Annotated in this window: 19 protein-coding genes, 1 tRNA gene and 1 other RNA gene; 9 read left to right on the forward strand and 12 right to left on the reverse strand. The window is 68.5% G+C overall.

What is annotated here, in order from left to right:
* Both VNS22_RS08905 and VNS22_RS08910 read left to right on the forward strand, forming a co-directional pair.
* The coding region (locus VNS22_RS08905; protein WP_325731666.1) for a tyrosine-type recombinase/integrase at window positions 1–318 on the forward strand (318 nt) is incomplete at its 5' end.
* 105 nt (window positions 319–423) lie between these two features.
* Window positions 424–3,321, forward strand: a complete 2,898-nt coding sequence (locus tag VNS22_RS08910; protein ID WP_325731668.1) for an AsmA-like C-terminal region-containing protein — start codon at window positions 424–426, stop codon at window positions 3,319–3,321.
* Here VNS22_RS08910 and fumC read toward each other — a convergent pair.
* From fumC to ssrA, 3 genes are all read right to left on the reverse strand, one after another.
* The gene (gene fumC / locus VNS22_RS08915; RefSeq protein ID WP_325731670.1) at window positions 3,230–4,633 is read right to left on the reverse strand and encodes a class II fumarate hydratase; all 1,404 of its coding nucleotides are present in this window, start codon (window positions 4,631–4,633) and stop codon (window positions 3,230–3,232) included. The two genes, VNS22_RS08910 and fumC, sit on opposite strands and share 92 nt — an antisense overlap.
* Before the next feature lie 162 nt (window positions 4,634–4,795).
* Window positions 4,796–5,317 carry an SspB family protein gene (locus tag VNS22_RS08920; protein ID WP_325731672.1) on the reverse strand — a complete coding sequence of 174 codons (522 nt, stop codon included), beginning with the start codon at window positions 5,315–5,317 and terminating at the stop codon, window positions 4,796–4,798.
* Between the two features lie 52 nt (window positions 5,318–5,369).
* Window positions 5,370–5,711: a transfer-messenger RNA gene (gene ssrA / locus VNS22_RS08925) on the reverse strand.
* A gap of 160 nt (window positions 5,712–5,871) precedes the next feature.
* On the opposite strand from ssrA, the gene thyX reads away from it, so the two are divergent.
* From thyX to VNS22_RS08945, 4 genes are all read left to right on the forward strand, one after another.
* A complete protein-coding gene (gene thyX / locus VNS22_RS08930; protein WP_325731673.1) occupies window positions 5,872–6,807 on the forward strand; it encodes an FAD-dependent thymidylate synthase in 936 nt (311 codons plus the stop codon).
* 199 nt (window positions 6,808–7,006) lie between these two features.
* On the forward strand, window positions 7,007–7,843 hold the full coding sequence (locus VNS22_RS08935) for an OmpA family protein (protein WP_325731674.1): 837 nt from the start codon (window positions 7,007–7,009) through the stop codon (window positions 7,841–7,843).
* An 88-nt stretch (window positions 7,844–7,931) separates the two neighbouring features.
* Entirely contained in the window at window positions 7,932–8,750 is an 819-nt protein-coding gene (locus VNS22_RS08940; RefSeq protein ID WP_325731675.1) for a TIGR02587 family membrane protein, read from the forward strand.
* A 7-nt stretch (window positions 8,751–8,757) separates the two neighbouring features.
* Window positions 8,758–9,180, forward strand: a complete 423-nt coding sequence (locus tag VNS22_RS08945; RefSeq protein ID WP_325731676.1) for a hypothetical protein — start codon at window positions 8,758–8,760, stop codon at window positions 9,178–9,180.
* 4 nt (window positions 9,181–9,184) lie between these two features.
* On the opposite strand, the gene VNS22_RS08950 is transcribed toward VNS22_RS08945, so the two are convergent.
* From VNS22_RS08950 to VNS22_RS08975, 6 genes are all read right to left on the reverse strand, one after another.
* Complete coding sequence (locus tag VNS22_RS08950; RefSeq protein WP_325731677.1) at window positions 9,185–10,120, reverse strand: TonB family protein; 936 nt, start codon at window positions 10,118–10,120, stop codon at window positions 9,185–9,187.
* Window positions 10,117–10,539: a TonB system transport protein ExbD gene (gene exbD, locus VNS22_RS08955; RefSeq protein ID WP_325731678.1), complete on the reverse strand. Its 423-nt coding sequence runs from the start codon at window positions 10,537–10,539 to the stop codon at window positions 10,117–10,119. The genes VNS22_RS08950 and exbD overlap by 4 nt, the downstream gene beginning before the upstream one ends.
* A 6-nt stretch (window positions 10,540–10,545) precedes the next feature.
* Window positions 10,546–11,562, reverse strand: coding sequence for a tonB-system energizer ExbB (gene exbB / locus VNS22_RS08960; RefSeq protein ID WP_325731679.1), 1,017 nt, complete (start codon window positions 11,560–11,562; stop codon window positions 10,546–10,548).
* A gap of 228 nt (window positions 11,563–11,790) precedes the next feature.
* A complete protein-coding gene (locus VNS22_RS08965; protein WP_349261751.1) occupies window positions 11,791–13,461 on the reverse strand; it encodes an MFS transporter in 1,671 nt (556 codons plus the stop codon).
* 357 nt (window positions 13,462–13,818) lie between these two features.
* Window positions 13,819–14,532 (reverse strand): DUF2270 domain-containing protein, encoded by a 714-nt coding sequence (locus VNS22_RS08970; RefSeq protein WP_325731681.1) that lies wholly within the window; start codon window positions 14,530–14,532, stop codon window positions 13,819–13,821.
* Window positions 14,533–14,647: 115 nt separating this feature from the next.
* Window positions 14,648–14,723: transfer RNA gene (locus VNS22_RS08975), tRNA-Ile, on the reverse strand.
* Window positions 14,724–14,819: 96 nt separating this feature from the next.
* On the opposite strand from VNS22_RS08975, the gene VNS22_RS08980 reads away from it, so the two are divergent.
* Window positions 14,820–15,068, forward strand: a complete 249-nt coding sequence (locus tag VNS22_RS08980) for an AbrB/MazE/SpoVT family DNA-binding domain-containing protein (protein ID WP_325731682.1) — start codon at window positions 14,820–14,822, stop codon at window positions 15,066–15,068.
* 15 nt (window positions 15,069–15,083) lie between these two features.
* Window positions 15,084–15,476 (forward strand): type II toxin-antitoxin system VapC family toxin, encoded by a 393-nt coding sequence (locus tag VNS22_RS08985; protein WP_325731683.1) that lies wholly within the window; start codon window positions 15,084–15,086, stop codon window positions 15,474–15,476.
* Between the two features lie 9 nt (window positions 15,477–15,485).
* Here the strand turns inward: VNS22_RS08985 and rpoD are convergent, their stop codons facing one another.
* The 3 genes from rpoD to VNS22_RS09000 all read right to left on the reverse strand — a co-directional run bounded on the left by rpoD (window position 15,486) and on the right by VNS22_RS09000 (window position 19,890).
* Window positions 15,486–17,534 (reverse strand): RNA polymerase sigma factor RpoD, encoded by a 2,049-nt coding sequence (rpoD, locus tag VNS22_RS08990; RefSeq protein ID WP_325731684.1) that lies wholly within the window; start codon window positions 17,532–17,534, stop codon window positions 15,486–15,488.
* Window positions 17,535–17,671: 137 nt separating this feature from the next.
* Complete coding sequence (gene dnaG / locus VNS22_RS08995; RefSeq protein ID WP_325731685.1) at window positions 17,672–19,405, reverse strand: DNA primase; 1,734 nt, start codon at window positions 19,403–19,405, stop codon at window positions 17,672–17,674.
* 29 nt (window positions 19,406–19,434) lie between these two features.
* Window positions 19,435–19,890 (reverse strand): GatB/YqeY domain-containing protein, encoded by a 456-nt coding sequence (locus VNS22_RS09000; RefSeq protein ID WP_325731686.1) that lies wholly within the window; start codon window positions 19,888–19,890, stop codon window positions 19,435–19,437.
* A gap of 296 nt (window positions 19,891–20,186) precedes the next feature.
* Between VNS22_RS09000 and carA the strand changes: the two genes are divergently transcribed.
* Window positions 20,187–21,341, forward strand: a complete 1,155-nt coding sequence (carA, locus tag VNS22_RS09005) for a glutamine-hydrolyzing carbamoyl-phosphate synthase small subunit (protein WP_325731687.1) — start codon at window positions 20,187–20,189, stop codon at window positions 21,339–21,341.
* Window positions 21,342–21,348: the final 7 nt, after the last annotated feature.

Genomic DNA, 21,348 nt, shown 5'->3' on the forward strand with positions numbered 1-21,348 from the left:
GCCGACTATCTCGCCGCCTGCCCCTTCCCCCAGGAGCCCGGCTCGCCCCTGTTCCTGGGTGTGCGCGGCGGGCCCATGGCCGCCGATGCCGTCCGGCGGCGCATCCGCCATGCCCGCAGCGTCCTGAACCTGCCCGACACCACGACCCCGCATGCCCTGCGCCACAGCTTCGCCACCCATCTCCTGGAGAACGGCGCGGACCTGCGCTCCATCCAGGAACTGCTAGGCCATGCCAGCCTGTCCACCACCCAGAAATACACGCAGGTCGACCAGGAACGGCTGTACCAGCTCTATGGCGCCGCCCATCCCCGCGCCTGACCGCCAGGGCCGGGCCCAGTCCGGTTCGCCCATGTGCGGTTTGCGTTGTGCCGTCCGCCTGCCTAGGGTCGGCCCGTTCCTAGTCCGGCCAAACCTGAACGATCGATGCGCCTGCGTGCCATCCTCCTGATCCTGGCCGCGGCGGCGGCTCTGTTCGGCGCGCTGGCAGGCGGGTTCTATCTCCTCTCCGACCCGGAGCGGATCCGCCAGCAGGCCGAGGCGTCGCTGGCAGCCGTGCTCGACCGGCCGGTCCGGCTGGAAGGCCGGATCGGGCTGAGCTTCCTCCCGGCACCTCGGGCGGTGATCACCGCGCCGAGCCTCCTGGCAGAGGGCGCCACCGTGGCACGGGCCGACCGCATCGACCTGACCCTGTCACCGCTACGGCTCCTGACCGGGCAGCCGTCGGTGCAGGCGCTGACCGCCGTTCGCCCGGAGCTGGCCGCACCCGTGGCAGTCCAGGACCTGCTGCGCCTGGCGGACGGCGGCGAGACCGGCACGATCGAGGTGGCCGATGGCCGGCTGGCCGTCCAGCTGGCACCGGACACGCCGCCGCTGGAGCTGGCCGCCCTGACGCTCGACCGCAGGGAGGACGCGGATGGCATGGTGCGGCTCGCGCTGGATGCCGAGACGGCCGACGGCCCGCTCGCTCTGGACGGGACCTTCCGGCGCGCGGACAGCAGCGGCGCCGTGCCCGCCGAGCTTGAGCTGCGCTCAGGCGAAAGCCGGATCGCGTGGCAGGGCCTCCTGGCCGCAGAGCGGCTGTTCGGCCGACTGGAGGTCGCGGCGGCAGGCAGGCTGCCGGCCTGGCTCGGGCGGTGGGCAACACTCGGGCCCGATGCGCCGTGGCGGGGCGAGAGCCGCGTGGACTATGGGGTGGCCGGCCTGAAGCTCACCGATCTCGCCGCCTCTTCGGGCAGCACCACCCTGTCCGGCACGTTCGAGCTCCATCATGCCGAGGGGGCCGGCGGACTGCGCCTGGATCTGCGCGGCGCGTCCCTGGCCGCAGCGGACCTGGACCAGCTGGCGGCCGGTACGGGCCTGGTGGACGGCAACCGGATCGAGGTGAAGCTCACCGGCCATGGGCTCGACCTGCGCGGCGTGGCGCTGCCGGCCGTAGACCTGACGGGCCGCCTCCTGCCGGACGGCCAAGTCGAGATCGACCGGCTGGCGGCCTCGGTCGGCGCCGATGGCGCATTCCGGCTGGAACGGGCGCGGCTGTCGCCGGGCCAGGAGCTGGCCGGCACGATGAGCCTCGACCTGCCGACCGCCGTGCCGGTGCTGGGGCAATTAGGGGTCCTGCCGGACTGGCTGCCGCCGGACCGGCCGGCCGGGCTGCTGGTCGAGGGCGAGTTGCGCTGGCGGCCCGGCAGCTGGACGCTCGAGCAGGCGACACTGCAGGCCGACCAGAGCCGGCTCGCCGGCAAGATCGGGCTTGCCGCCGGCGCCGTGACCCTTGCAGGCGAGATCGACCGGCTCGACCTGGCGCAGTGGCTTGCCGGGTCCTCCGAACCCTTGGACCTGCTCCGGCACCTGCCGGACGGGGAGTTCGACCTGCGGATCGGCCGGCTGTCGCAAGGCGATGCCTGGATCACCGATGTCGCGCTCGAGGCCCGCAGCCGAAACGGCCGCCTGACGATCACCGAGGCGTCGGCCGGGGATCGTGCCGAGCTGCATGCGACGCTCGCCGGCTCGCTCGATCCGGCCCGCCGCACGCTGGACATGGTGCTGGGACTGACTGCGCCGCGGCCGCAGCGGATCGCCTCGGTGCTGGACCGGGACCTGCCCTGGCTGGCGCGCCTGCCGGGGCTGGAGGGAGCCCTGTCGCTGCGCGGACCGTTCGACCGGCTGGAAGTGGCACTGGACCTGGCCGGCGACGGGCAGAGCATCACCGCCAGCGGCACGCTCGGACAGGGCAGCCAGGCAGCGGCGACCGCCCTGGACGTCCGGGCTCAGGCGCCCGATCTCGCCGCCCTCCTGGCCGAGTTGACACTCCTGCCGATCGAGCCGCGTGCGCTGGGCGGCAAGTTGGTGGCCGATGCACGGCTCGGCCGCAGCGAGGACGGGCGCTGGCAAGGCCAGATCGAGCTTGCGGCCGGGCCGCTGCGTGCCAACGGCCAGCTCGGCCTGCGCACGACCGGCGAGGTGCCGCGCCTTGCCGGGCAGCTGGCGTTGGCCGTGGCCCCGGCTTCCCTCTCCGAGCTCTATGACTTCATGTCCACCGCCCTGTCGTTCGCGCCGGGCTCGCCGCTGCGCTGGCCGGGCGCCTGGCCGGCCGTGGACCTCCAGTGGCACTGGCTGTTCGCGGCCGAGCTCGACCTCACCTTGCGCCAGCTGCCCGACCCGGACGGCCAAGGCCTTGGCCGGGTGCGCCTGGCGGAGGGACGCCTCGACCTGGAACGGCTGGACCTGTCCCTGCCGCAGGGTGGCAGGCTGCGGGGCGATCTCGCCGTGGACGGCCGCGGAATCGTACCGCTCCTGGAGCTGGACCTGGCGCTCGACGATGCCGACAGCGCGGCGCTGGGCGGCCTACTCGGGATCGACCGGGCGCCCCAGGCGAGGCTCGCCGCCGAAGCCAGCCTCGCCGGCCAGGGCAGATCCGTACAGGCGATCGTGAGCGACCTGGCGGGCGAGCTGCGCCTGGCAATCGGGCCGGGCACGCTGCCGCCGGCAGTCGGCAGCGACGCTCCGCCCTTCGCGTTTGCCGGCATCCACGGCGCACTGACCGCCAAGCGCGGCCTGCTGGAAAGCAGCCCGCCCCATCTGGCCGTCGACCTGCCGGACCAGTCGCGCCGCTACCTGGCGGCGCGGCTCGACCTGCCGGTCTGGTTCCTCGATGCGACGCTGCCGCCGGATGGCGGGCTGCCGGGCTGGCACCTGCTGGGGCCGCCCGGGCAGGTGCGGGTGCTGCCGCTCAGTCCGACGGACCCAGCATCAGCTCAGGGCGAACCAGCCGGTCGAACTCCTCCTCGGTCAGGAGGCCCAGCGCCAGCGCCGACTCCTTGAGGGTCGTGCCCTCCTTGTGCGCCTTCTTGGCGACCTTGGCGGCGTTGTCGTAGCCGATCTTCGGGTTGAGGGCCGTCACCAGCATCAGGCTCTCGTTCATGATCTGGGCCAGCCGCTCACGATTGGCCTCGATCCCGACCACGCAGTTGTCGGTGAACGAGCGGCAGCCGTCCGCGATCAGCCGGATCGACTGCAGCACGTTGTAGATGATCACCGGCTTGAACACGTTCAGCTCGAAATGGCCGTTCGAGCCGCCCACCGAGGCCGCCACGTGGTTGCCCATCACCTGGGCGCAGACCATGGTCAGCGCCTCTGACTGGGTCGGGTTGACCTTGCCCGGCATGATCGAGCTGCCGGGCTCGTTCTCCGGCAGGGAGATCTCGCCGAGGCCGCAGCGCGGGCCGGAGCCCAGCAGCCGGACATCGTTGGCGATCTTCATCAGCGAGACGGCCAGCGTGTTGAGCGCCCCCGACAGCTCGACCATGGCGTCGTGCGAGGCCAGCGCCTCGAACTTGTTGGGTGCTGTCACGAACGGCAGGCCGGTGATAGTCGCCACCTCGGCGGCAAAGCCCTCGGCAAAACCCTTCTTGGCATTGAGGCCGGTGCCGACCGCGGTGCCGCCCTGTGCCAGGTACCAGACCCGCGGCAGGGCCGCCTTCACCCGCTCTATGCCGTAGGCGATCTGGCAGGCATAGCCGCCGAACTCCTGGCCGAGCGTCATCGGCGTCGCATCCTGCAGATGGGTGCGGCCGATCTTGATGATGTCCTTGAACTCGTCGGCCTTCTTGGCCAGCGCCGCGTGCAGGTGCTCCAGCGCCGGGATCAGCGCGTTGCACGCCTGCTCGCCCGCGGCGATGTGCATGGCGGTGGGGAAAGTGTCGTTGGAGGACTGGCCGCGATTGACATGATCGTTCGGGTGGACCGGCGACTTGCCGCCCTTGCTGCCGTTCAGCAGCTCGTTGGCGCGGCTGGCGATCACCTCGTTGGCGTTCATGTTCGACTGGGTGCCCGACCCGGTCTGCCAGACCACCAGCGGGAACTCGTCGACCAGCCTCAGCTCCACCACCTCCTCGGCGGCCTTGGCGATTGCGTCGCCGAGCTTGCCATCGAGCTGGCCCAGCCGAACGTTCACCCGCGCTGCGGCCAGCTTGACGATGCCCAGTGCGCGGACCAGCGGTGCCGGCATCCGCTCGTCACCGATCCGGAAGTTCTGCAGGGAACGCTGGGTCTGGGCACCCCAGTGCCGGTCCGCCGGAACCTCGATCGGCCCGAACGTGTCGCTCTCGACCCGGACCTCTTTGGCAACACTCATCACAAACGCTCCTGCGCCCCATGTTTTGCAGCTCAGGTCGCGGCTTTCGGGCCATCCGTCAACGGTCGGATAGGCTGAGGCACGCTGTGCGGGTGTCGCCCGTCCCGGTTCGGAGAGCTTGCCGGGCTGGCCCGAGAAAGGGGGCTACCGCGTCGAGAAGGATCAGCGCTTGCGGAAGCGGTCCAGGGAGACGATCTGGGCGCCGCCGCCGGATGCCGCCTCGTCGGCAGGCTCGGCCACATCGTCACCGGCGTGATCGCGGACCGGTGCCTCTCGGTCGCGGCCGGCCAGGAGCGGCACGGTCTCGGCGAGGTTCTCCTCGGCGGGCGGCTCGATCGTGAACTGCAGGCCGAACTCGACGCCTGGGTCGGCGAACACCTTGAGCGCGGCGAACGGGATGACGATACGCTGCGGCTGGTTGTTGAAGCTGAGCGTGACCGCCATCGTCTCGTCGTCGACCTGCAGGTCCCAGTACTGGTGCTGGAGGACGATGGTCATCTCGGTCGGGTAGCGCTCGCGCAGGGAGGCAGCGAGGCCCACGCCCGGATGGTCGGTGCGGAAGGTGATATAGAAATGATGCGGCTGCGGCAGGCCTTCACGGGCGACGCGGGACAGGACGTCGCGCACGACGCCGCGCAAGGCCTGTTCGACCAGCTGGCCGTATTGGATGCTGTCCTTGCTCATCTCGACCTTGAAGCCGCACCAGGACCGGAGAAACCCGGAAGAAGTCGTTTGAAGTGGGGGGGCTTCTGTTGCCCGGCGCCCCCCCGAACCGCGCTTACCTAATGATTAGGCAGCGAGGGCCAGACGGCTATTGTCGTTGGCACTTGTGTTTTAGCCCGATAACGGCGGTACCATGCCGGGCAAAAGCCACACCCTTACTACGCACGTCGATCCTAATTCGCCCCCGCGAGCGCCGCGGCCTGCCCGTAGTCCCGGGCCGACCACGGCGATGTTTGGTGGAGGCGCCGGGCTCTGCCCCCGGGTCCGTAACGCCTATGCCGTGTGACGTTTATCGCCATAGTCGGCTCGCGCCGACGCCTCGAATATAGGAGCGAACTGGTCCGGATGGAAGGGTGCGGCGCAGCGATGTGCGCATGGGGTGCTTCCGCTGTGATCGAAGGAAGGCGGTGCTTCCCCTGTGTCGGGCGGGAGGTCTAAACGCGCGGCACCGGGATCGTGCCTGTTGCGCGGCCCGCTTCAGCGACGCTGCGCGTCCATTCCTGCCGGAGGGCATGATGCGGTTGAACGAGCGCCAGTCGGCGGAGATCGAGGAACTGCGCCAGGCCGAGCCGGGCGCTACCCGGCGGCCGGTGGCCCCGGCGCTCGAGGAGATCCTGTTCCAGGCGCTGCCGGTGCTCGACCAAGGCTTCGTGCGGGTGGTCGACTATATGGGCGACGATGCGGCCATCGTGCAGGCGGCCCGGGTCTCCTACGGCAAAGGCACCCGCAAGGTCTCCGACGACCGCGGCCTGATCCGTTATCTCATGCGCCATCGCCACACCTCGCCGTTCGAGATGTGCGAGATCAAGCTGCACGTGAAGCTGCCGATCTTCATCGCCCGGCAGTGGATCCGTCACCGCACCGCGGCCGTGAACGAGTATTCCGCGCGCTACTCGGTCCTGGACGACGAACTGTACCTGCCCGAGCCGGAAGGCGTGGCGGCACAAGCCGTGAACAACCGTCAGGGCCGCGGCGGCGCACTCGATCCGGACGCCGCGGAGGCGGTACGCCAGGCGATCCGGGACAGCGGCGAGGCGGCGTTCCGCTGCTACCATGAGTTGCTCAACGCGGATGCGGAGGGGCAGCCGCTCGATCCCGAGCGCAGCGGGGTGGCGCGCGAGCTGGCCCGGGTGGTCCTGCCGCTCTCCACCTATACGCAGTGGTACTGGAAGACCGACCTGCACAACCTCCTGCATTTCGTGGCGCTGCGACTTGATCCCCATGCCCAGGCGGAGATCCGGGCCTATGCGGAGGTGATCGTGGAGATCATCCGGCGCTGGGTTCCGATCACCTTCGAGGCGTTCACCGACTACCGCCTCAATGCCCTGGAACTCTCGGGCCCGGCCCTGGCGATACTGCGCAGGATGCTTGGTGGCGAGAAAGTGACAGTCGAAGACAGCGGCCTTTCCCCCCGCGAATGGCGGGAACTGACGGATGCCCTGGCTGTTTGACACGCACACAGCAGCAAAATTGTGCTCTCCGTCCGTCAGGACGTTGCTTCGTTGTCGCAACCGGTCCAGAAAAGCGGGGACGAACAGGGTGTTACCGATCTATTTAACGCCAGAGCCCTTATGCTGTGCCCCGCTCACGGCGCCTGCGGCGTCCGAGGCGTTAGGAAATTTTTGCTACGGACGAACGCGCGGAGGTATCATGAAATCCAGGATCCGCCAGATCGCCGGGGTTGGAATGCTTGCGCTCCTGACCGGGTGCTCGGCCTTCACCTCGACCTCTGGCCTGAACGAGTTGAAGCAGACCAGCGCAAGCGGTGATGCATTCACCCAGGCACTCTTCCAGGAGTATTCGGCGCTCTCGCAGTCGGAGTACGACCAGTACGACTGGCGTGATTCGCTGTTCTACACCGAGCGCGCCAAGATGGCCGCGTCCGGCACGGCTCCCGAGCCGACCCCGATCAGCGCGCGCAACGAGCCGGCGGACATGGTCGGTACGCTGACCGAGGCGCGGGCCACCCTGGTGAGCACGCTTGCCACCGAGGAGGCCCAGGCCGATCCGGCCACCGCCGCCAAGGCGCAGGCCAGCTTCGACTGCTGGATGGAGCAGCAGGAAGAGAACTTCCAGGTCGAGGACATCGCGACCTGCCGCAAGGGCTTCGAGGATGCCATCGCCGCGCTGACGCCGGTGGAAGAGGTCGAGGTCATCTCGATTTCCTCGGATGTGCTCTTCGACTTCGACAAGGCGGTCGTGAAGGAGGAGTTCAAGCCGCAGCTCGATGCGATCGCCGCTGAGCTGGTGGCGGACACCAACAAGCGCCTGCTCGTCTGGGGCCACACCGACACGGTCGGCACCGAAGAGTACAACATGGGCCTGTCGGTGCGCCGTGCCGAGGCGGTCGCGACCTACCTGGAAGGTCAGGGCGTCGATGCCTCGCGCCTGACGATCCAGGGCTTCGGCGAGACCAAGCTGGCCGTGCCGACCGGCGACCAGGTGCCCGAGCCGCGCAACCGGCGCGTGGAAGTGCGCCAGCGCTGATCGTCTCGACGGACGGAAACCCCGTCTGGCGATCTTGGAGAACCCGCGCGGCAACGCGCGGGTTTTTCTTTTTTCCGGGCTGAACGACATGAACCCGGCCAACCGCGACTACGCGCTGGAGCTGGCACGCGCCGCAGGCGGTGCCATCCTGTTCGCCTTCCCGCTCCTGATGACGATGGAGATGTGGTGGCTGGGCTTCGGCATGGACCGCCTGCGTCTGGCCCTGTTCGTCGGCCTGGGCCTCCTGCTGCTCATCGGCCTGTCCACGCGGGTGGGCTTCGGCGCGGACACGGGCTGGCGCGACGACCTCCTCGATGCGTTTTCCGCCTATCTGGTGGGCGTGCTGGTGAGCCTCGGCCTGCTCGTCCTGTTCGGCGTGCTCGATCCAGCCATGTCCGTGGGCGAATGGGTCGGCAAGCTGGCGGTCCAGTCGATCCCGGCCGGAATCGGCGCGATCCTGGCCCGTGCCCAATTCGCCGCGCCGCCCGAGGAGGGGCAGGAGGACCAGCCGCCGGCCAGCTACGGGGCCGAGCTGTTCGTGATGCTGGCGGGTGCCGTCTACATCGCCTTCAACGTGGCGCCGACCGACGAGATCCAGCTCATCGCGCATCTGGTGACACCCTGGCACACGATCCTGCTGGCCCTCGTCTCGGTCCTCCTCCTGCATCTGCTGGTCTATGCCCTGGGCTTTGCCGGTCAGGAGGCATGGCCGGAGGATACGGGCTTCTTCGCCGTGTTCTTCCGCTTCAGCCTGACGGGCTACGGCCTGTCCCTCGCGGTCAGCTTCTACATCCTGTGGACCTTCGGCCGAACCGACCTCACCGGGCTGGGCGAGGTGCTCACCATGACGGTGATCCTGGGCTTCCCGTCCGCCCTCGGCGCCGCCACGGCGCGCCTGATCGTGTGAGCGGAGCATGAGCAGCAAGCAGCCGGATCGGAACCAGGGGGATCACGCCAGGCCCCGCCCACCCACGCCGTTGCTCGAATGGGTCGCCGCCGGCCTGGGTGCCGCGGTCGCGATCTTCATCGTCGGCTATCTGGCCTGGGACGGGCTGACGGGCGCGGATGCACCGGCCGACCTGGTGATCCGGGTGGACGGGGTCGAGGCCGCCACCGCAGGATTCCGGGTCGACCTGATCATCACCAACCTGGGCGGCGAGACGGCGGCCGAAGCCAGGATCGCGGTGACCGCCGCCACCGGCGAGGAGCAGGAAGCCGGCGAGATCACCTTCGACTACGTGCCCGGCCATTCCAGCCGGCGCGGCTCGCTGCTGTTCCGGAACCGCCCGGACCCGGCGGCGCTGACCGCGCGCGTCCTGGGCTTTCGCGAACCGTGAGCCTTCAGCGCAGGGCGAAGATGATCGGTGCCGCGACGTCGCGATGGGCGCCGGTCATCATCTCCGGCGGAGGCGGCGGCAACGGGCTGACGCGCTCCACCACCGCCACGGCCTCCTCGTCCAGCACCTCAGTGCCGGAACTGTCGATCAGGCGGACCCCCAGCACGTCGCCGTTCCGGTTGACCCGGAACACGATGATGGCGGTGCCTTGCTTGCGGCGCATCTGGGCTGATCGGGGATAGCGCAGCGCCCGTTGGAACTTGCCCAGCACCGCACCCTGCCAGCTGGGCGGCGCGTTGGCGAGCGACACGGCCTGCTGGCTGTTGTGAGAGGAGTCCGGTGCTGCCGCGGTCGCGGACTTGTTGGGCTGCGGTGCCGCCTGCCGGGGCGGCTCCTTGGCAACCCGCTCGACCTGCTGGTCCGGCTTGTCGGGCGGCGGCGGGCGGCGGGTCGGCGGCTTGGGCTTGCTGCGCGGCGGCGGTGGTGCCGGCATCGGCGGCGGCTCGGGCAGCGCCACCTCCGCGGGCTCCGGCAGGTCCAGCGCCAGCTCCGACACTTCTGGCGGCAGTTCCACGGGCGGCGGCTCGGGCAACTCGAGCTCCAGCTCGGTGACCGGTTCCGGCAGTTCCACCGGGGCGGGCTCTGCCAGGTCGATCTCCAGTTCGCTGACCGGGTCGGGCAGTTCCACCTGCGCCGGCTCCGGCAGCGGCAGCTCGTTCAGGATCTCCTCGACATTGGGCGAGGTCGGCAGCGGCGCTAGGTCGATCATCACCGCCGCGGGCGGCTCACCCGGGATCTCCACCGGCCGGCGCCAGTTCAGCGCCACCAGCGCCACCCCGCCATGCAGCGCCGCCACCACCAGGAAGGCGGCCACCCAGCGCCGCAGGTCGCCCGCCCCCCCACCCTCGGAGATCTCGTAGGGAAGTGCCGCCGCGCTCACTGGGCAGGCACCGCCTCGAGGCCGACCAGCCCGACCTTCAGGTAGCCCGCGGCCCGCATCAGGTTCATCACGGCCATCACTTCGCCGTAGGGCACGCCCTCGTCGGCGCGGATGAAGATCCGCTGCTCCTTGTCGCCCGAGGTGACGCGGTCCAGGCCGGTGCCGATTGCTGCCCGTTCGACCTCGTCGCTGTTGATCGCGACCGAGAGGTCCTTTTGCAGCGACACGAAGACCGGCGCTTTCGGCCGGGGCGAGGCCTTGGCATTGGCGGGCGGCAGGTCCACCGCGATGTCCGCGGTCGCGAGCGGTGCGGCCACCATGAAGATGATCAGGAGGACCAGCACCACGTCGATGAACGGCGTGACGTTGATGTCATGGTTGTCGCCCAGATCGTCGCCGTCGTCGAGCTTCGCTGCCATTGTCACTCACTCCGCTGCACGGGCATAGCCGCGGCCGCGCGCGCCGCGGCGATCCAGATCGCGCGACACGAGGCGCATCACCTCGGCCGACATGTCGCCGACCAGAGCGCGGTAGCCGGAAATCTGCCGGGCGAAATGGTTGTAGACGACCACGGCGGGGATCGCGGCCACCAGGCCGATCGCCGTGGCGAGCAGCGCCTCGGCGATGCCGGGCGCCACCACGGCGAGATTGGTGGTCTGCGATTCCGAGATGCCGATGAAGCTGTTCATGATCCCCCAGACCGTGCCGAACAGGCCGACGAACGGGGCGGTCGAGCCGATGGTCGCGAGCACGCCGGTGCCGCGGATCATCCGCCGGCCGACCGCCGCCTCGATCCGATCGAGCCGCGACGCCACGCGCTCCTTGATGCCGGCCTTGCCGTCGCTGGCGGCCTCCAAGTCCTCCGACATCTGGAGCTCGGTCTTGGCGGCGGACAGCAGGCTGCCGGCCACCAGGTCACCCTTGGCCACGCCTGCCAGGGCCTCGCCCAGGTCGGGTGCCCGGGCCAGCCGTGCAGCCGCGTGCCTGGCCCGGCGCCTGGCCATCGCCAGCTCCAGGAACTTGGCGAGGCAGATCGTCCAGGTGACCACCGAGGCGAAGGCGAGCCCGACCATGACTGCCTTGACCACCAGGTCGGCGGCCATGAACATGCCCCAGGGCGAAAGGTCGTGGGGCAGGCTGGCCGATGCGGCGCCGAGCTGCTCCTCCTCCAGAATGCCCATGCCGTCGCCCAGGCCCGGCACGATCGGCCATGCGTCTGCCGTCCCGCCGGACGGGACGGGCTCGCCCGGGGCCAAGGCTTGGTCCTGGCCCCCACCCTCGGCCGGGCCGGCGCCCGCCACCCCCGCGGTATCGGCCACCGGGGCCAGTGGCGGCTCCTGAGCATGTGCCGCCCCGGCAAGCACGGAGACCAGGGCCAGGACCATCACCGGATACCGGAGACCCGGAAGATCCAGCCGTGCAGCCACCGCATCACGGACCATGAACCGCTCTCTAGTTTAGAACCACTTTACTTTGCCTCTACCCCTCGCATCTCTGGCGTGAGCCGGGCAGGCGGCAAGACTCGCGCATCGTCTACGACCACGCGCAGCGTATGTCTTCCACCAATTTCAGGAGTTCTGCCCGGCGCATGCATGGCCGGTGCCCGAAAAGGCAGGAGGCGCCCGGGCCACAGCCCGGACGCCTCCCTCGAACCTGAAGCTGCGTTGCGATCAGCTGCGGGTGTCGTCCGCGAAGATGTCGCGGTCCTTGGTTTCCGGCACGAACAGCACGCCGATGACCACGGTGGCCGCCGCGATGATGATCGGGTACCAGAGCCCGAAATAGATATCGCCGCGCCAGGCGATCATCGCGAACGCCGTCGCCGGCAGGAGGCCGCCGAACCAGCCATTGCCGATATGGTAGGGCAGCGACATGGCGGTGTAGCGGATGCGGGTCGGGAACAGCTCGACCAGGGCAGCGGCGATCGGGCCGTAGACCATGGTCACGTAGATGACCAGGACCGTCAGGATCAGCACCACCATGAAGGTCCGCCCGTCGAAGATGTCGAACGGGTGGTCGAGCTTCACGATGTTCGGATCACCGGGTTCCGGATAGCCATGCGCGACCAGGGCCGCGGTGACCTCGGCGGTGAACCGCTCGCCCAGCGCCGCCGCATCGGCCCCGGCCCGCTCCGCGTCGAAGGCCTCGATGGTCTGGTCGCCGATCCTGACCGAGGCGATCGTCCCGGGCGGTGCAGCCTCGACCGTGTAGTTCACCGCGTTCTTGGCGAGCAGTGCCTTGGCGATATCGCAGGAGGTGGTGAACTTGGCGGTGCCGACCGGGTTGAACTGGAAGGAGCAGCGGGCCGGGTCGGCGACGACGGTGACCGGGGTCGAGGCCTGGGCCGCGGCCAGGGTCGGGTTGGCCGTCTCCGTCAGCATCTTGAACAGCGGGAAGTAGGTCAGCGCCGCCAGCAGGCAGCCCACCAGGATGATCGGCTTACGCCCGATCTTGTCCGACAGCCAGCCGAAGAACACGAAGCCGGCCGTGCCGATCAGGAGCGACCAGGCGATCAGCAGGTTGGCGGAGTAGCCGTCGACCTTGAGGATGCTCTGCAGGAAGAACAGCGCATAGAACTGGCCGGTGTACCAGACCACGGCCTGGCCGGCGGTGAGGCCCAGCAGGGCGATGATCGCGAACTTGGCGTAGCGCCACTGGCCGAACGCCTCGGAGAGCGGTGCCTTGGACTGCGTCCCCTCCTCCTTCATCCGCTTGAACGCCGGGCTCTCCTGGAGCTGCAACCGGATCCAGACCGAGATGCCCAGCAGGACGACCGAGATCAGGAACGGGATGCGCCAGCCCCAGTCGGCGAACGCTTCCTCGCCGAGCGCCGAGCGGACCGCGAGAATGACCAGCAGCGACAGGAACAGGCCGAGCGTCGCGGTGGTCTGGATCCAGGACGTGTAGAAGCCGCGCCGGCCCTGCGGCGCGTGCTCCGCCACATAGGTGGCGGCACCACCATACTCACCACCCAGTGCCAGACCCTGCAGGAGGCGCAGGACGATCAGGATCGTGGGTGCCAGCAGGCCGATGCTATCGGCCGTGGGCAGGATGCCGACCAGGAAAGTCGACGCGCCCATGATCAGGATGGTGATCAGGAAGGTGTATTTGCGTCCGACCAAGTCGCCCAGCCGGCCGAATACCAGCGCGCCGAACGGCCGGACCAGGAAGCCCGCGGCAAAGGCCAGCAGCGCGAAGATGTTGCGGGTGGTCTCGTCGAACTGGGTAAAGAACTTGGCGCCGATAATGACTGCCAACGATCCATAGAGATAGAAGTCGTACCACTCAAAGACCGTGCCCGCCGAGGAGGCAAAGATCACTTTGCGTTCTTCTGCCGTCATCGGCCGGACCTTGCTGTCCGCCCGGGGACGACCGGCTACTGAAGCCATGGTCTTGTTCCCTGATCGACCGGATCCGCCGGCGACAGCCTGCCTACCGACATCTCCATGTCCAGCGGGATCGATCAGCGGCGGAACTGCCGGCCTTATGGGCCCGATCCTGCTCGATCCCGTTGTCCCTGATCTCGCTCACGCGCCCCCGGAAGCCCAGGCTCCCGCCGGCACACTGCCTTCCGCCGCGGTGCGCAACGCTAACCTCATATACGAGACTTCGGTAGCGTTCTGCGGGTGCATCCACGGCGCGAAATCGATCCAGTAGACTGTGGCACGGTGGAATTGACGGGCTTGCCACAGGCGGCGTCAGACATGTACGTCGCCGAATGCCATCTCGCCCTGGCTTTCCGGTCGCCGCAGAGAAGCCACCACGACCCAACTATAGAACGCAGCCACGACCAACATCACGATCCAGCCCGGGATCGGTCCGATCGCAGCATTGCTCAACCATTCGCCGAACGACTGCACCAGGCGCATCTGCACGCTGTTCTCGGGCGGATTGGTAGTGGTGGTCTTCACCAGCCAGGCGAGCAGCAGGATCAGGAACATCCAGCAGTAGTTGCGGCGCAGCCGGCGCGCCATCGCCCGGGGCAGGTCGATCAGGAACAGGGGCCGGCGCAGGTCCTCGCCAAGCGCGCGTACCCAGTCATCGCTGGTGTCGGGGACGGGTGCGAATACCTGGGCGAAGTAGTTGCGCTCCATGCGGCGCACCCGGTTGCGGTACACGTCGAAGAACCGGTAGCGGCGCGCCTCGATCACCAGGAGCAGCAGCACCAGCAGCATGGCGAACAGGAGCACGCCGTGATGCGCAGTGGGCGTAGACAGGGAAACGGACAGCAGTGCCGCCACCACGGTGATGGCCCAGTTGCTGGTCCGGTCGATCCGATCGCGCCAGCCGGCCATGCGGGCGATCTCGGCGCGGTGGAAATGCGCCAAGACGGTGATGAACTCGTTCGGCGTGCCCGGAAACACCGGCGCCTGAACGGCCGGGGTGAGGTTGCGTTGGCTGCCGTCGAGCATCTTCCCGCCTTCCCTGGTTCGGGTCGGTCAGGAGCAACACGGTACGCCCGGCTCGGCCCCGATAACCAGATCAACAGGATCAGGGTGGCCTCGGTTGCAACAGGCCAGCGGCAGCTGGTGGGCCCGGCAGGATTTGAACCCGCGACCAAGCCGTTATGAGCGGCCCGCTCTAACCCCTGAGCTACAGGCCCCACCGGGCGGCGGTGATACAATCACCACCGGTTCTTGGCAATTAGCGCCCTTCATGCCACTGTTCGTGCAAGTGACAACTTCAAGGTTCATGCCACATGGCTGTCCGGGTCCGCATAGCCCCCAATGGGAGGGTCAGCATCCCGGTGGAGCTGCGACGTGCACTCGGGGTGGAGAGCGGTGGCGACGTCCTGATGGAAGTGCATGACGGCGAGCTTCGGGTGATCCCGTTCACTGAGAAGATACGGCGCATCCAGGAACGCTTCCGTGAAATCGCGGGCGACCAACTCGACGAGATCAGCAGCGAGGACTTCCTCGCCTGGCGCAAGCGACAGTGGAACGACTGAGGGCCAGTTGTCGGAATGGCGAACGAGATGGTGGTCGATGCGTCGGTGGTCATCGCCGCGCTGCGGGGGGAGCCGCTGCAGCCCTGGGTGTTCGAGCGCTTGGCCAGCGCCATGATATGTGCGGCGAACTATGCCGAGATCATCACCTATGTCGCAAAACTGGACGATCCGAACAAGGAGCTTCGCGCACTGATCGGCGAGTTCGAACTTCAGGTCGTGTCGCTCGACCAGGATCGAGCTGCCATGGCGGGGGAGCTGGCGCCCAGAACCAGTTCGTCCGGCCTTTCCCTGGGGGATCGATGCTGCCTGTCGCTCGCCCGGAGATTGGGACTGCCGGCGCTCACGACCGACCGGGCCTGGATCAAGATCGCAGACCTGGTCGGCGTGAGGGTCGAACTCGCCCGCTGATACGCTGGCTCAGGTATCCAGGAACGAGCGCAGCTTGCGTGACCGGGACGGGTGCTTGAGCTTGCGCAGCGCCTTGGCCTCGATCTGACGAATACGCTCGCGGGTCACGCTGAACTGCTGGCCGACCTCTTCCAGCGTGTGGTCGGTGTTCATGCCGATGCCAAAGCGCATGCGCAGCACGCGCTCCTCGCGCGGGGTGAGCGTGGCCAGGACCCGGGTGGTCGATTCGCGTAGGTTCGAGAGCGTCGCGGCCTCCAGCGGCTGGACCGCGTTCTTGTCCTCGATGAAGTCGCCGAGATGCGAATCCTCCTCGTCGCCGATCGGCGTTTCGAGGGAGATCGGCTCCTTGGCGATCTTGAGAACCTTGCGGACCTTGTCGAGCGGCATGTTCAGCTTGATCGCGAGCTCTTCCGGCGTGGGCTCCCGGCCGAACTCGTGCAGCATCTGGCGGGACGCCCGGACCAGCTTGTTGATCGTCTCGATCATGTGGACCGGGATGCGGATGGTCCGGGCCTGGTCGGCGATCGAGCGGGTGATCGCCTGGCGGATCCACCAGGTCGCATAGGTCGAGAACTTGTAGCCGCGCCGGTACTCGAACTTGTCGACCGCCTTCATCAGGCCGATATTGCCCTCCTGGATCAGGTCCAGGAACTGCAGGCCGCGGTTCGTGTACTTCTTGGCGATGGAGATCACGAGGCGCAGGTTGGCCTCGACCATCTCCTTCTTCGCACGGCTGGCATCACGCTCGCCCTTCTGCACCAGGCTGACGATGCGGCGGAACTCGCCGATCTGCAGGCCGGTCTCGTCCGCGATCGCCGCGATATCGCCGCGCAGGGCGATCACGTCATCACGGTGACGGGTGACGAAGTCCTGCCAGTACTTGTCCTTGAGCGTCGCGAGGTTGTCGAGCCAGTCCGGGTCCAGCTCGTGGTTCTGGTAGGCGACGATGAACTTCTCGCGGCTGACCTTGGAGGACAGCGCCAGGCGCAGAAGCTTGCCTTCCAAGGACTGGAGCAGCTTGTTCATGTCGTTGAGCTGGGCGACCAGCGCTTCCACCTTGAGCGGGTGGAGCTGGATGACCGCCATGGCCTCGACCATCTCGCGGCGCGACAGCTCGTACTCCGTCTGGAGCTGGCGGGTGACCGGGCGATTGGCCTGGATCAATGCCAGCCGCTCCTCCTGGAGCTGGCGCAGCTGCATGTAGCGCTCGGCGATGGCGTCGAAGGTTTCCAGCACCGTGTCGCGCAGCTTGGCCTCGAGCATCGAGAGCGACATCGCGTCGTCCTCGTCCTCCTCGCTCTCGCTGGCGGCAGCCTCAGGCGCCTGAGCTTCCTCCTCCTCGTCCTCGCCGGACGGTGCCGCCCGGCCATTGGCCGCTGGCTGCTCCCCGTCCGCCCCCTCGGCGGCAGCGGCTTCCTCTGGGGACGGGCCGCCCTCGTAGGTGGCCTCCAGGTCGATGATGTCGCGCAGCGGCACGCGGCCCTCGCGGATCGCGTCACGCCAGCCGATCACCGCACGCATGGTGAGCGGGCTCTCGCACAGGGCCTCCAGGACCATGTTGCGGCCGGCCTCGATGCGCTTGGCGATCTCGATCTCGCCCTCACGCGACAGGAGCTCGATCGAGCCCATCTCGCGCAGATACATGCGGACCGGGTCGTCGGTCCGGCCGAGTTCCTCCTGCTCGCTCTCCTCGGCGTCGTCCTTGTCGGACTCCTCTTCCTTGTCGGCCGCCTGCTGGTCGTTGAGCTCGAGATTGTCCTCGGTGTCGGCCTGGTTGCGCGCGTCGCCGTCCTCGGCCTCCTCGCGCACCACCGACACACCGCGCGATTCCAGATAGGCGATCATCTCGTCCATCTGTTCCGGCGTAGCGCTGGCGGGCAGGCCATTGTTCAGCTGGTCGTAGGAGATCGAGCCCTTCTCTCGCGCGGTCTGCACGAGCTTGCGCAGGCCAGGATTGGCCTGGAGCAACTGCTCCACACCCGTCCTGACGATGGTCTTGGCCGCTGGCTTGGCCTTGCTCGACGACATCGCCACCTTGATGGGCTGGCTCTTCGCCATGCGGGAAACCTCCTGTCGCGGCCGGTCCAAGCCGCTAAGCCGGAATTGCCAATGATCGCCCGGTTGCATAACCGAGCGGAGAAAGCTGCTAATGTTGCCGAAATGGCACGAGGGACCGGGGAAAAGGACGCGTGACGTCAGTCGCCGACTTCGCCATCGGGTTCCAACGAACGCGCGAATGCTGCGCGCGCACGTGCCCGCAGCATTCTCTTCCCACGTAGTCTGGCCCACTGCTCGAGGACCAGTTCGTCCGACGTCGCCTGGCGCTGGTGATTACCAGAGGACCGATCACGCAGGATGCGGTCAGCAAGTTCGCCCAAGCCTGACAATGCCAGATGGTGGGACAGTGCCCGGCCGTCAAGCTCCGCAGCAGAGTCCTCGTCCAGGGAAAGTGCATACCACTCGAGCATGTGGCTCACGAGCCGCTGGTGGTCGGGAACCTTCCACTCGAAGTCGGCAATTTCCTCCTCGAGCGAGCGCAGATGCCTGGGCTCGGCCAGCACCGGTGCCAGCAGCGCCTGCTCCATCCGCTCCCGGTCGTCGAACGGCCGCAGGCTGCTGCCGGCCATCTGGGCCGTGGCGGGCTGGCGGCGCTGCACCGTGCGGAACGGCATCAGGATGTCGAGCCTGCGCCGGAACTCGGTCACATACTGGCGCTGCAGCTCGGGATCTGCGATCCGGCGCAGCCGCTCGATGCAGTCGCGGCGCAGGGCGGCCCGCCGCTCGGGCGTGTCGATCGGCCGTCCCTCGATGCCTACCGACCAGAGGAAGTCGACCAGGGGCACCGCACCGTCCAGGATCCGGTGGATGGCGCCCGGCCCCTCGCCGCGCAGCAGGTCGTCCGGATCCTTGCCGGGCGGCAGGAAGGCCACGCGCAGCGACCGGTCCGGCGACAGATGGGGCAAAGCCCGTTCGGCGGCACGATCGGCCGCACGCCTGCCGGCCTCGTCACCGTCGAAGCACAAGACGGGCTCTGGCGAGAGCTTCCACAGGCGCTGGAGCTGTCGCTCGCCCAGTGCGGTACCCAGCGGTGCCACCGCGAACGGCAGTTCCGCCTCGTGCATGGCGATCACGTCGATATAGCCCTCGACCACCACGACGCGGCGCGCCTGACGTGCCGGGGCCAGGGCGAGATCCAGGCCGTAGAGCAGCTCGCCCTTGTGGAAGAGCGGCGTTTCCGCGGTGTTCAGGTATTTCGGCTTGGCATCGCCGAACGCCCGGCCGCCGAACCCCACCACCCGGCCGCGCTCGTCGCGGATCGGGAACATCAGGCGGTTGCGGAACCGGTCATAGGGCCTGCGGCCGGTCTCCTCGTCGACCAGGACCAGCCCCGCCTCGGCGAGCTTCGCCATCGACAGGCCGCGGGCGCTGAGCGCTTCCTGGAGCGCATGACCGCTGCCGGGCGCATAGCCCAGGCCGAAGCGCTGCACCTGCCCGACCGGCAGCTGACGGCTGGCGAGATAGGCCCGCGCTTCCCGACCCGCCGCAGCGTCGAGCTGGGCCGCGAACCACTCGGCCGCGGCCTGGTTGACCGTGTAGAGGTCCTGATCGACGCGTGGCTCCTGCCCTCCTTCGCGCCGCGGCGCCAGGATGCCCGTCAGTTCCTCCAGCCGCTGCAGGGCATCGGCAAACTCCAGGTTCTCGACGCGCATGACGAAGTCGATGGCATTGCCATGCGCACCGCAGCCGAAGCAGTGGAAGAAGCCCTTGTCCTCGACGACGCTGAAGGACGGGCTCTTCTCCTTGTGGAACGGACAGAGCCCCTGCCATTCGCGCCCCTTGCGCACCAGGCGGACATGGCGGCCCACGATCTCGACCAGCGGCAGGCGCGCCTTGAACTCGTCCAGGTTCGGCCGTGACGCCCCGCTCAAAGCCTGCGTCCTCCGGAAGATGTACCCGCTCAGTGCAGCCGCTGCTGCAGCAGCAGCTTCGCCCGGCCGAAGTCCATCCGTCCAGCGAACTCCGCCTTGAGCTCCATCAGGACCCGGCCCAGATCCTTCACCTTCTGCGCGCCGGTGCGTGCCAGTGCGGCGTCGACCGCGGCGAGCGTGGCCTCCTCGTCCATGACCGGTGGCAGGAAGCGGGAGATGACCTCGATCTCCTCCTCCTCCTGCCGCGCGAGCTCGAGCTGGCCCTGTTCCTCGTAGCGCGGGATCTGCTCGCGCCGCTGCCGGATCATGGCCGCGAGCATGCGCTCGACCTCCTGGTCGGGGACCTGCTCCGACCGCCCCAATTCCTTGTCGCAGCTGCGCCGCTCGTTCAGCGCGCACCGGACCAGGCGGAGCGTGCGCACGGCCGGCTCGTCGTTCCCGGCGACCGCCTCCCGCAAGGCGGCCTCTACCTTCTCACGCAGCACTGAACCACACTCCAATGGCCAAACGCCCGCACGCCGCGAACGGTTCGCAGCGGACGGACATCGGCGCGCGGCAGTTATCCCTCCGGTGAACGGGTTTCAAGGGGTGGCCGTTTCCGGCTGCCGTCTGCCGTCTGCCGTCTGCCGGCACCGGCGCATCCTGCGGCGATCGGGATCCAGCCGCCTTGACCGACGCATGAGCCGGTGGCAGAAGCGGCGGGGTCGTAACGCATGTTACGGCCGCCGTTCCGCACGCCCGCCCTCCAGACGGGCACAAGCCGCATTCCGGAAGGCGCGCCATGTCCAATTCGGGCTCCAAGCCTACCGCCGCCCTGGCGCTCGCCGATGGCACCGTGTTTCTCGGACGAGGCCATGGCGCTGCCGGCATCCGCACCGCCGAGATCGTGTTCAACACCGCGATCACCGGCTACCAGGAGATCCTGACCGATCCGTCCTATGCCGGACAGATCGTGACCTTCACCTTTCCGCATATCGGCAATGTCGGTGTGAACAGCCAGGACATCGAGGCGCTGACGCCTCATGCCGCTGGCGCCGTGTTCCGCGCCCTGCCCACCCCGCCCTCCAACTGGCGCGCCGAGCGCTCGCTGGACACCTGGCTGGCCGACCATGGCCTGGGGGCGATCTCCGGCGTCGACACGCGCCGGCTCACCCGCCGCCTGCGGGACCAGGGCAGCCAGAACGCCGCCCTGCAGGTGGCGCCCGACGGCGCCATCGACGTGGCCGCCCTGAAGGCCGCGGCGGCTGCCGCGCCCTCCATAGTGGGGCAGGACCTCGCCACCGCCGTCTCCGCCAGCCAGCGCTATGGCTGGGAGGAAGCCGGTTGGGAGCTGGGCGGCTACACGGTGGGCAAGGGCGACGGCCCGCACATCGTTGCCGTCGATTACGGGATCAAGAGCAACATCCTGCGCTCCTTGGCTGAGCAGGGCTGCCGGATCACGGTGGTGCCGGCCACCAGCACGGCCGCCGAGATCCTGGCGCTGAACCCGGACGGCGTGCTGTTCGGCAACGGCCCGGGCGACCCTGCCGCCACCGGCCAGCATGCGGTGCCGGTGATCCAGGAAGTGGTGGCGGCCGACCTGCCGGTGTTCGGGATCTGCCTTGGCCACCAGCTGCTGGGCCTGGCGCTGGGGGCGCGCACCGTGAAGATGCCGCACGGCCATCACGGCGCCAACCACCCGGTCAAGGACTACACCACCGGGCGGGTCGAGATCACCTCGCAGAACCACGGCTTCGCCATCGACGAGCTGGACCTGCCGCAGGGGGTGAAGATCACCCACCGTTCCCTGTTCGACGGCACCATCCAGGGCATCGCGCTGGAGGGCAAGCCGGTGTTCTCGGTGCAGTACCATCCAGAGGCCTCGCCCGGCCCTGCCGACAGCCACTACCTGTTCCAGCGCTTCGTCGAGGCGATCCGCGCGCGCCGCGCCGCCTGACCAGCCT

The sequence above is a fragment of the Geminicoccus sp. genome (genome assembly GCF_035556675.1).
GTDB lineage: Bacteria > Pseudomonadota > Alphaproteobacteria > Geminicoccales > Geminicoccaceae > Geminicoccus.

Bases quoted from the DNA above. Each gene is read 5' to 3' on its own strand.
- VNS22_RS08910 (WP_325731668.1), top strand. From the start codon at position 424: ATGCGCCTGCGTGCCATCCTCCTGATCCTGGCCGCGGCGGCGGCTCTG.
- fumC (WP_325731670.1), bottom strand. From the start codon at position 4,633: ATGAGTGTTGCCAAAGAGGTCCGGGTCGAGAGCGACACGTTCGGGCCG.
- VNS22_RS08920 (WP_325731672.1), bottom strand. From the start codon at position 5,317: ATGAGCAAGGACAGCATCCAATACGGCCAGCTGGTCGAACAGGCCTTG.
- thyX (WP_325731673.1), top strand. From the start codon at position 5,872: ATGCGGTTGAACGAGCGCCAGTCGGCGGAGATCGAGGAACTGCGCCAG.
- VNS22_RS08935 (WP_325731674.1), top strand. From the start codon at position 7,007: ATGAAATCCAGGATCCGCCAGATCGCCGGGGTTGGAATGCTTGCGCTC.
- VNS22_RS08940 (WP_325731675.1), top strand. From the start codon at position 7,932: ATGAACCCGGCCAACCGCGACTACGCGCTGGAGCTGGCACGCGCCGCA.
- VNS22_RS08945 (WP_325731676.1), top strand. From the start codon at position 8,758: ATGAGCAGCAAGCAGCCGGATCGGAACCAGGGGGATCACGCCAGGCCC.
- exbD (WP_325731678.1), bottom strand. From the start codon at position 10,539: ATGGCAGCGAAGCTCGACGACGGCGACGATCTGGGCGACAACCATGAC.
- exbB (WP_325731679.1), bottom strand. From the start codon at position 11,562: ATGGTCCGTGATGCGGTGGCTGCACGGCTGGATCTTCCGGGTCTCCGG.
- VNS22_RS08965 (WP_349261751.1), bottom strand. From the start codon at position 13,461: ATGACGGCAGAAGAACGCAAAGTGATCTTTGCCTCCTCGGCGGGCACG.
- VNS22_RS08970 (WP_325731681.1), bottom strand. From the start codon at position 14,532: ATGCTCGACGGCAGCCAACGCAACCTCACCCCGGCCGTTCAGGCGCCG.
- VNS22_RS08980 (WP_325731682.1), top strand. From the start codon at position 14,820: ATGGCTGTCCGGGTCCGCATAGCCCCCAATGGGAGGGTCAGCATCCCG.
- VNS22_RS08985 (WP_325731683.1), top strand. From the start codon at position 15,084: ATGGCGAACGAGATGGTGGTCGATGCGTCGGTGGTCATCGCCGCGCTG.
- rpoD (WP_325731684.1), bottom strand. From the start codon at position 17,534: ATGGCGAAGAGCCAGCCCATCAAGGTGGCGATGTCGTCGAGCAAGGCC.
- carA (WP_325731687.1), top strand. From the start codon at position 20,187: ATGTCCAATTCGGGCTCCAAGCCTACCGCCGCCCTGGCGCTCGCCGAT.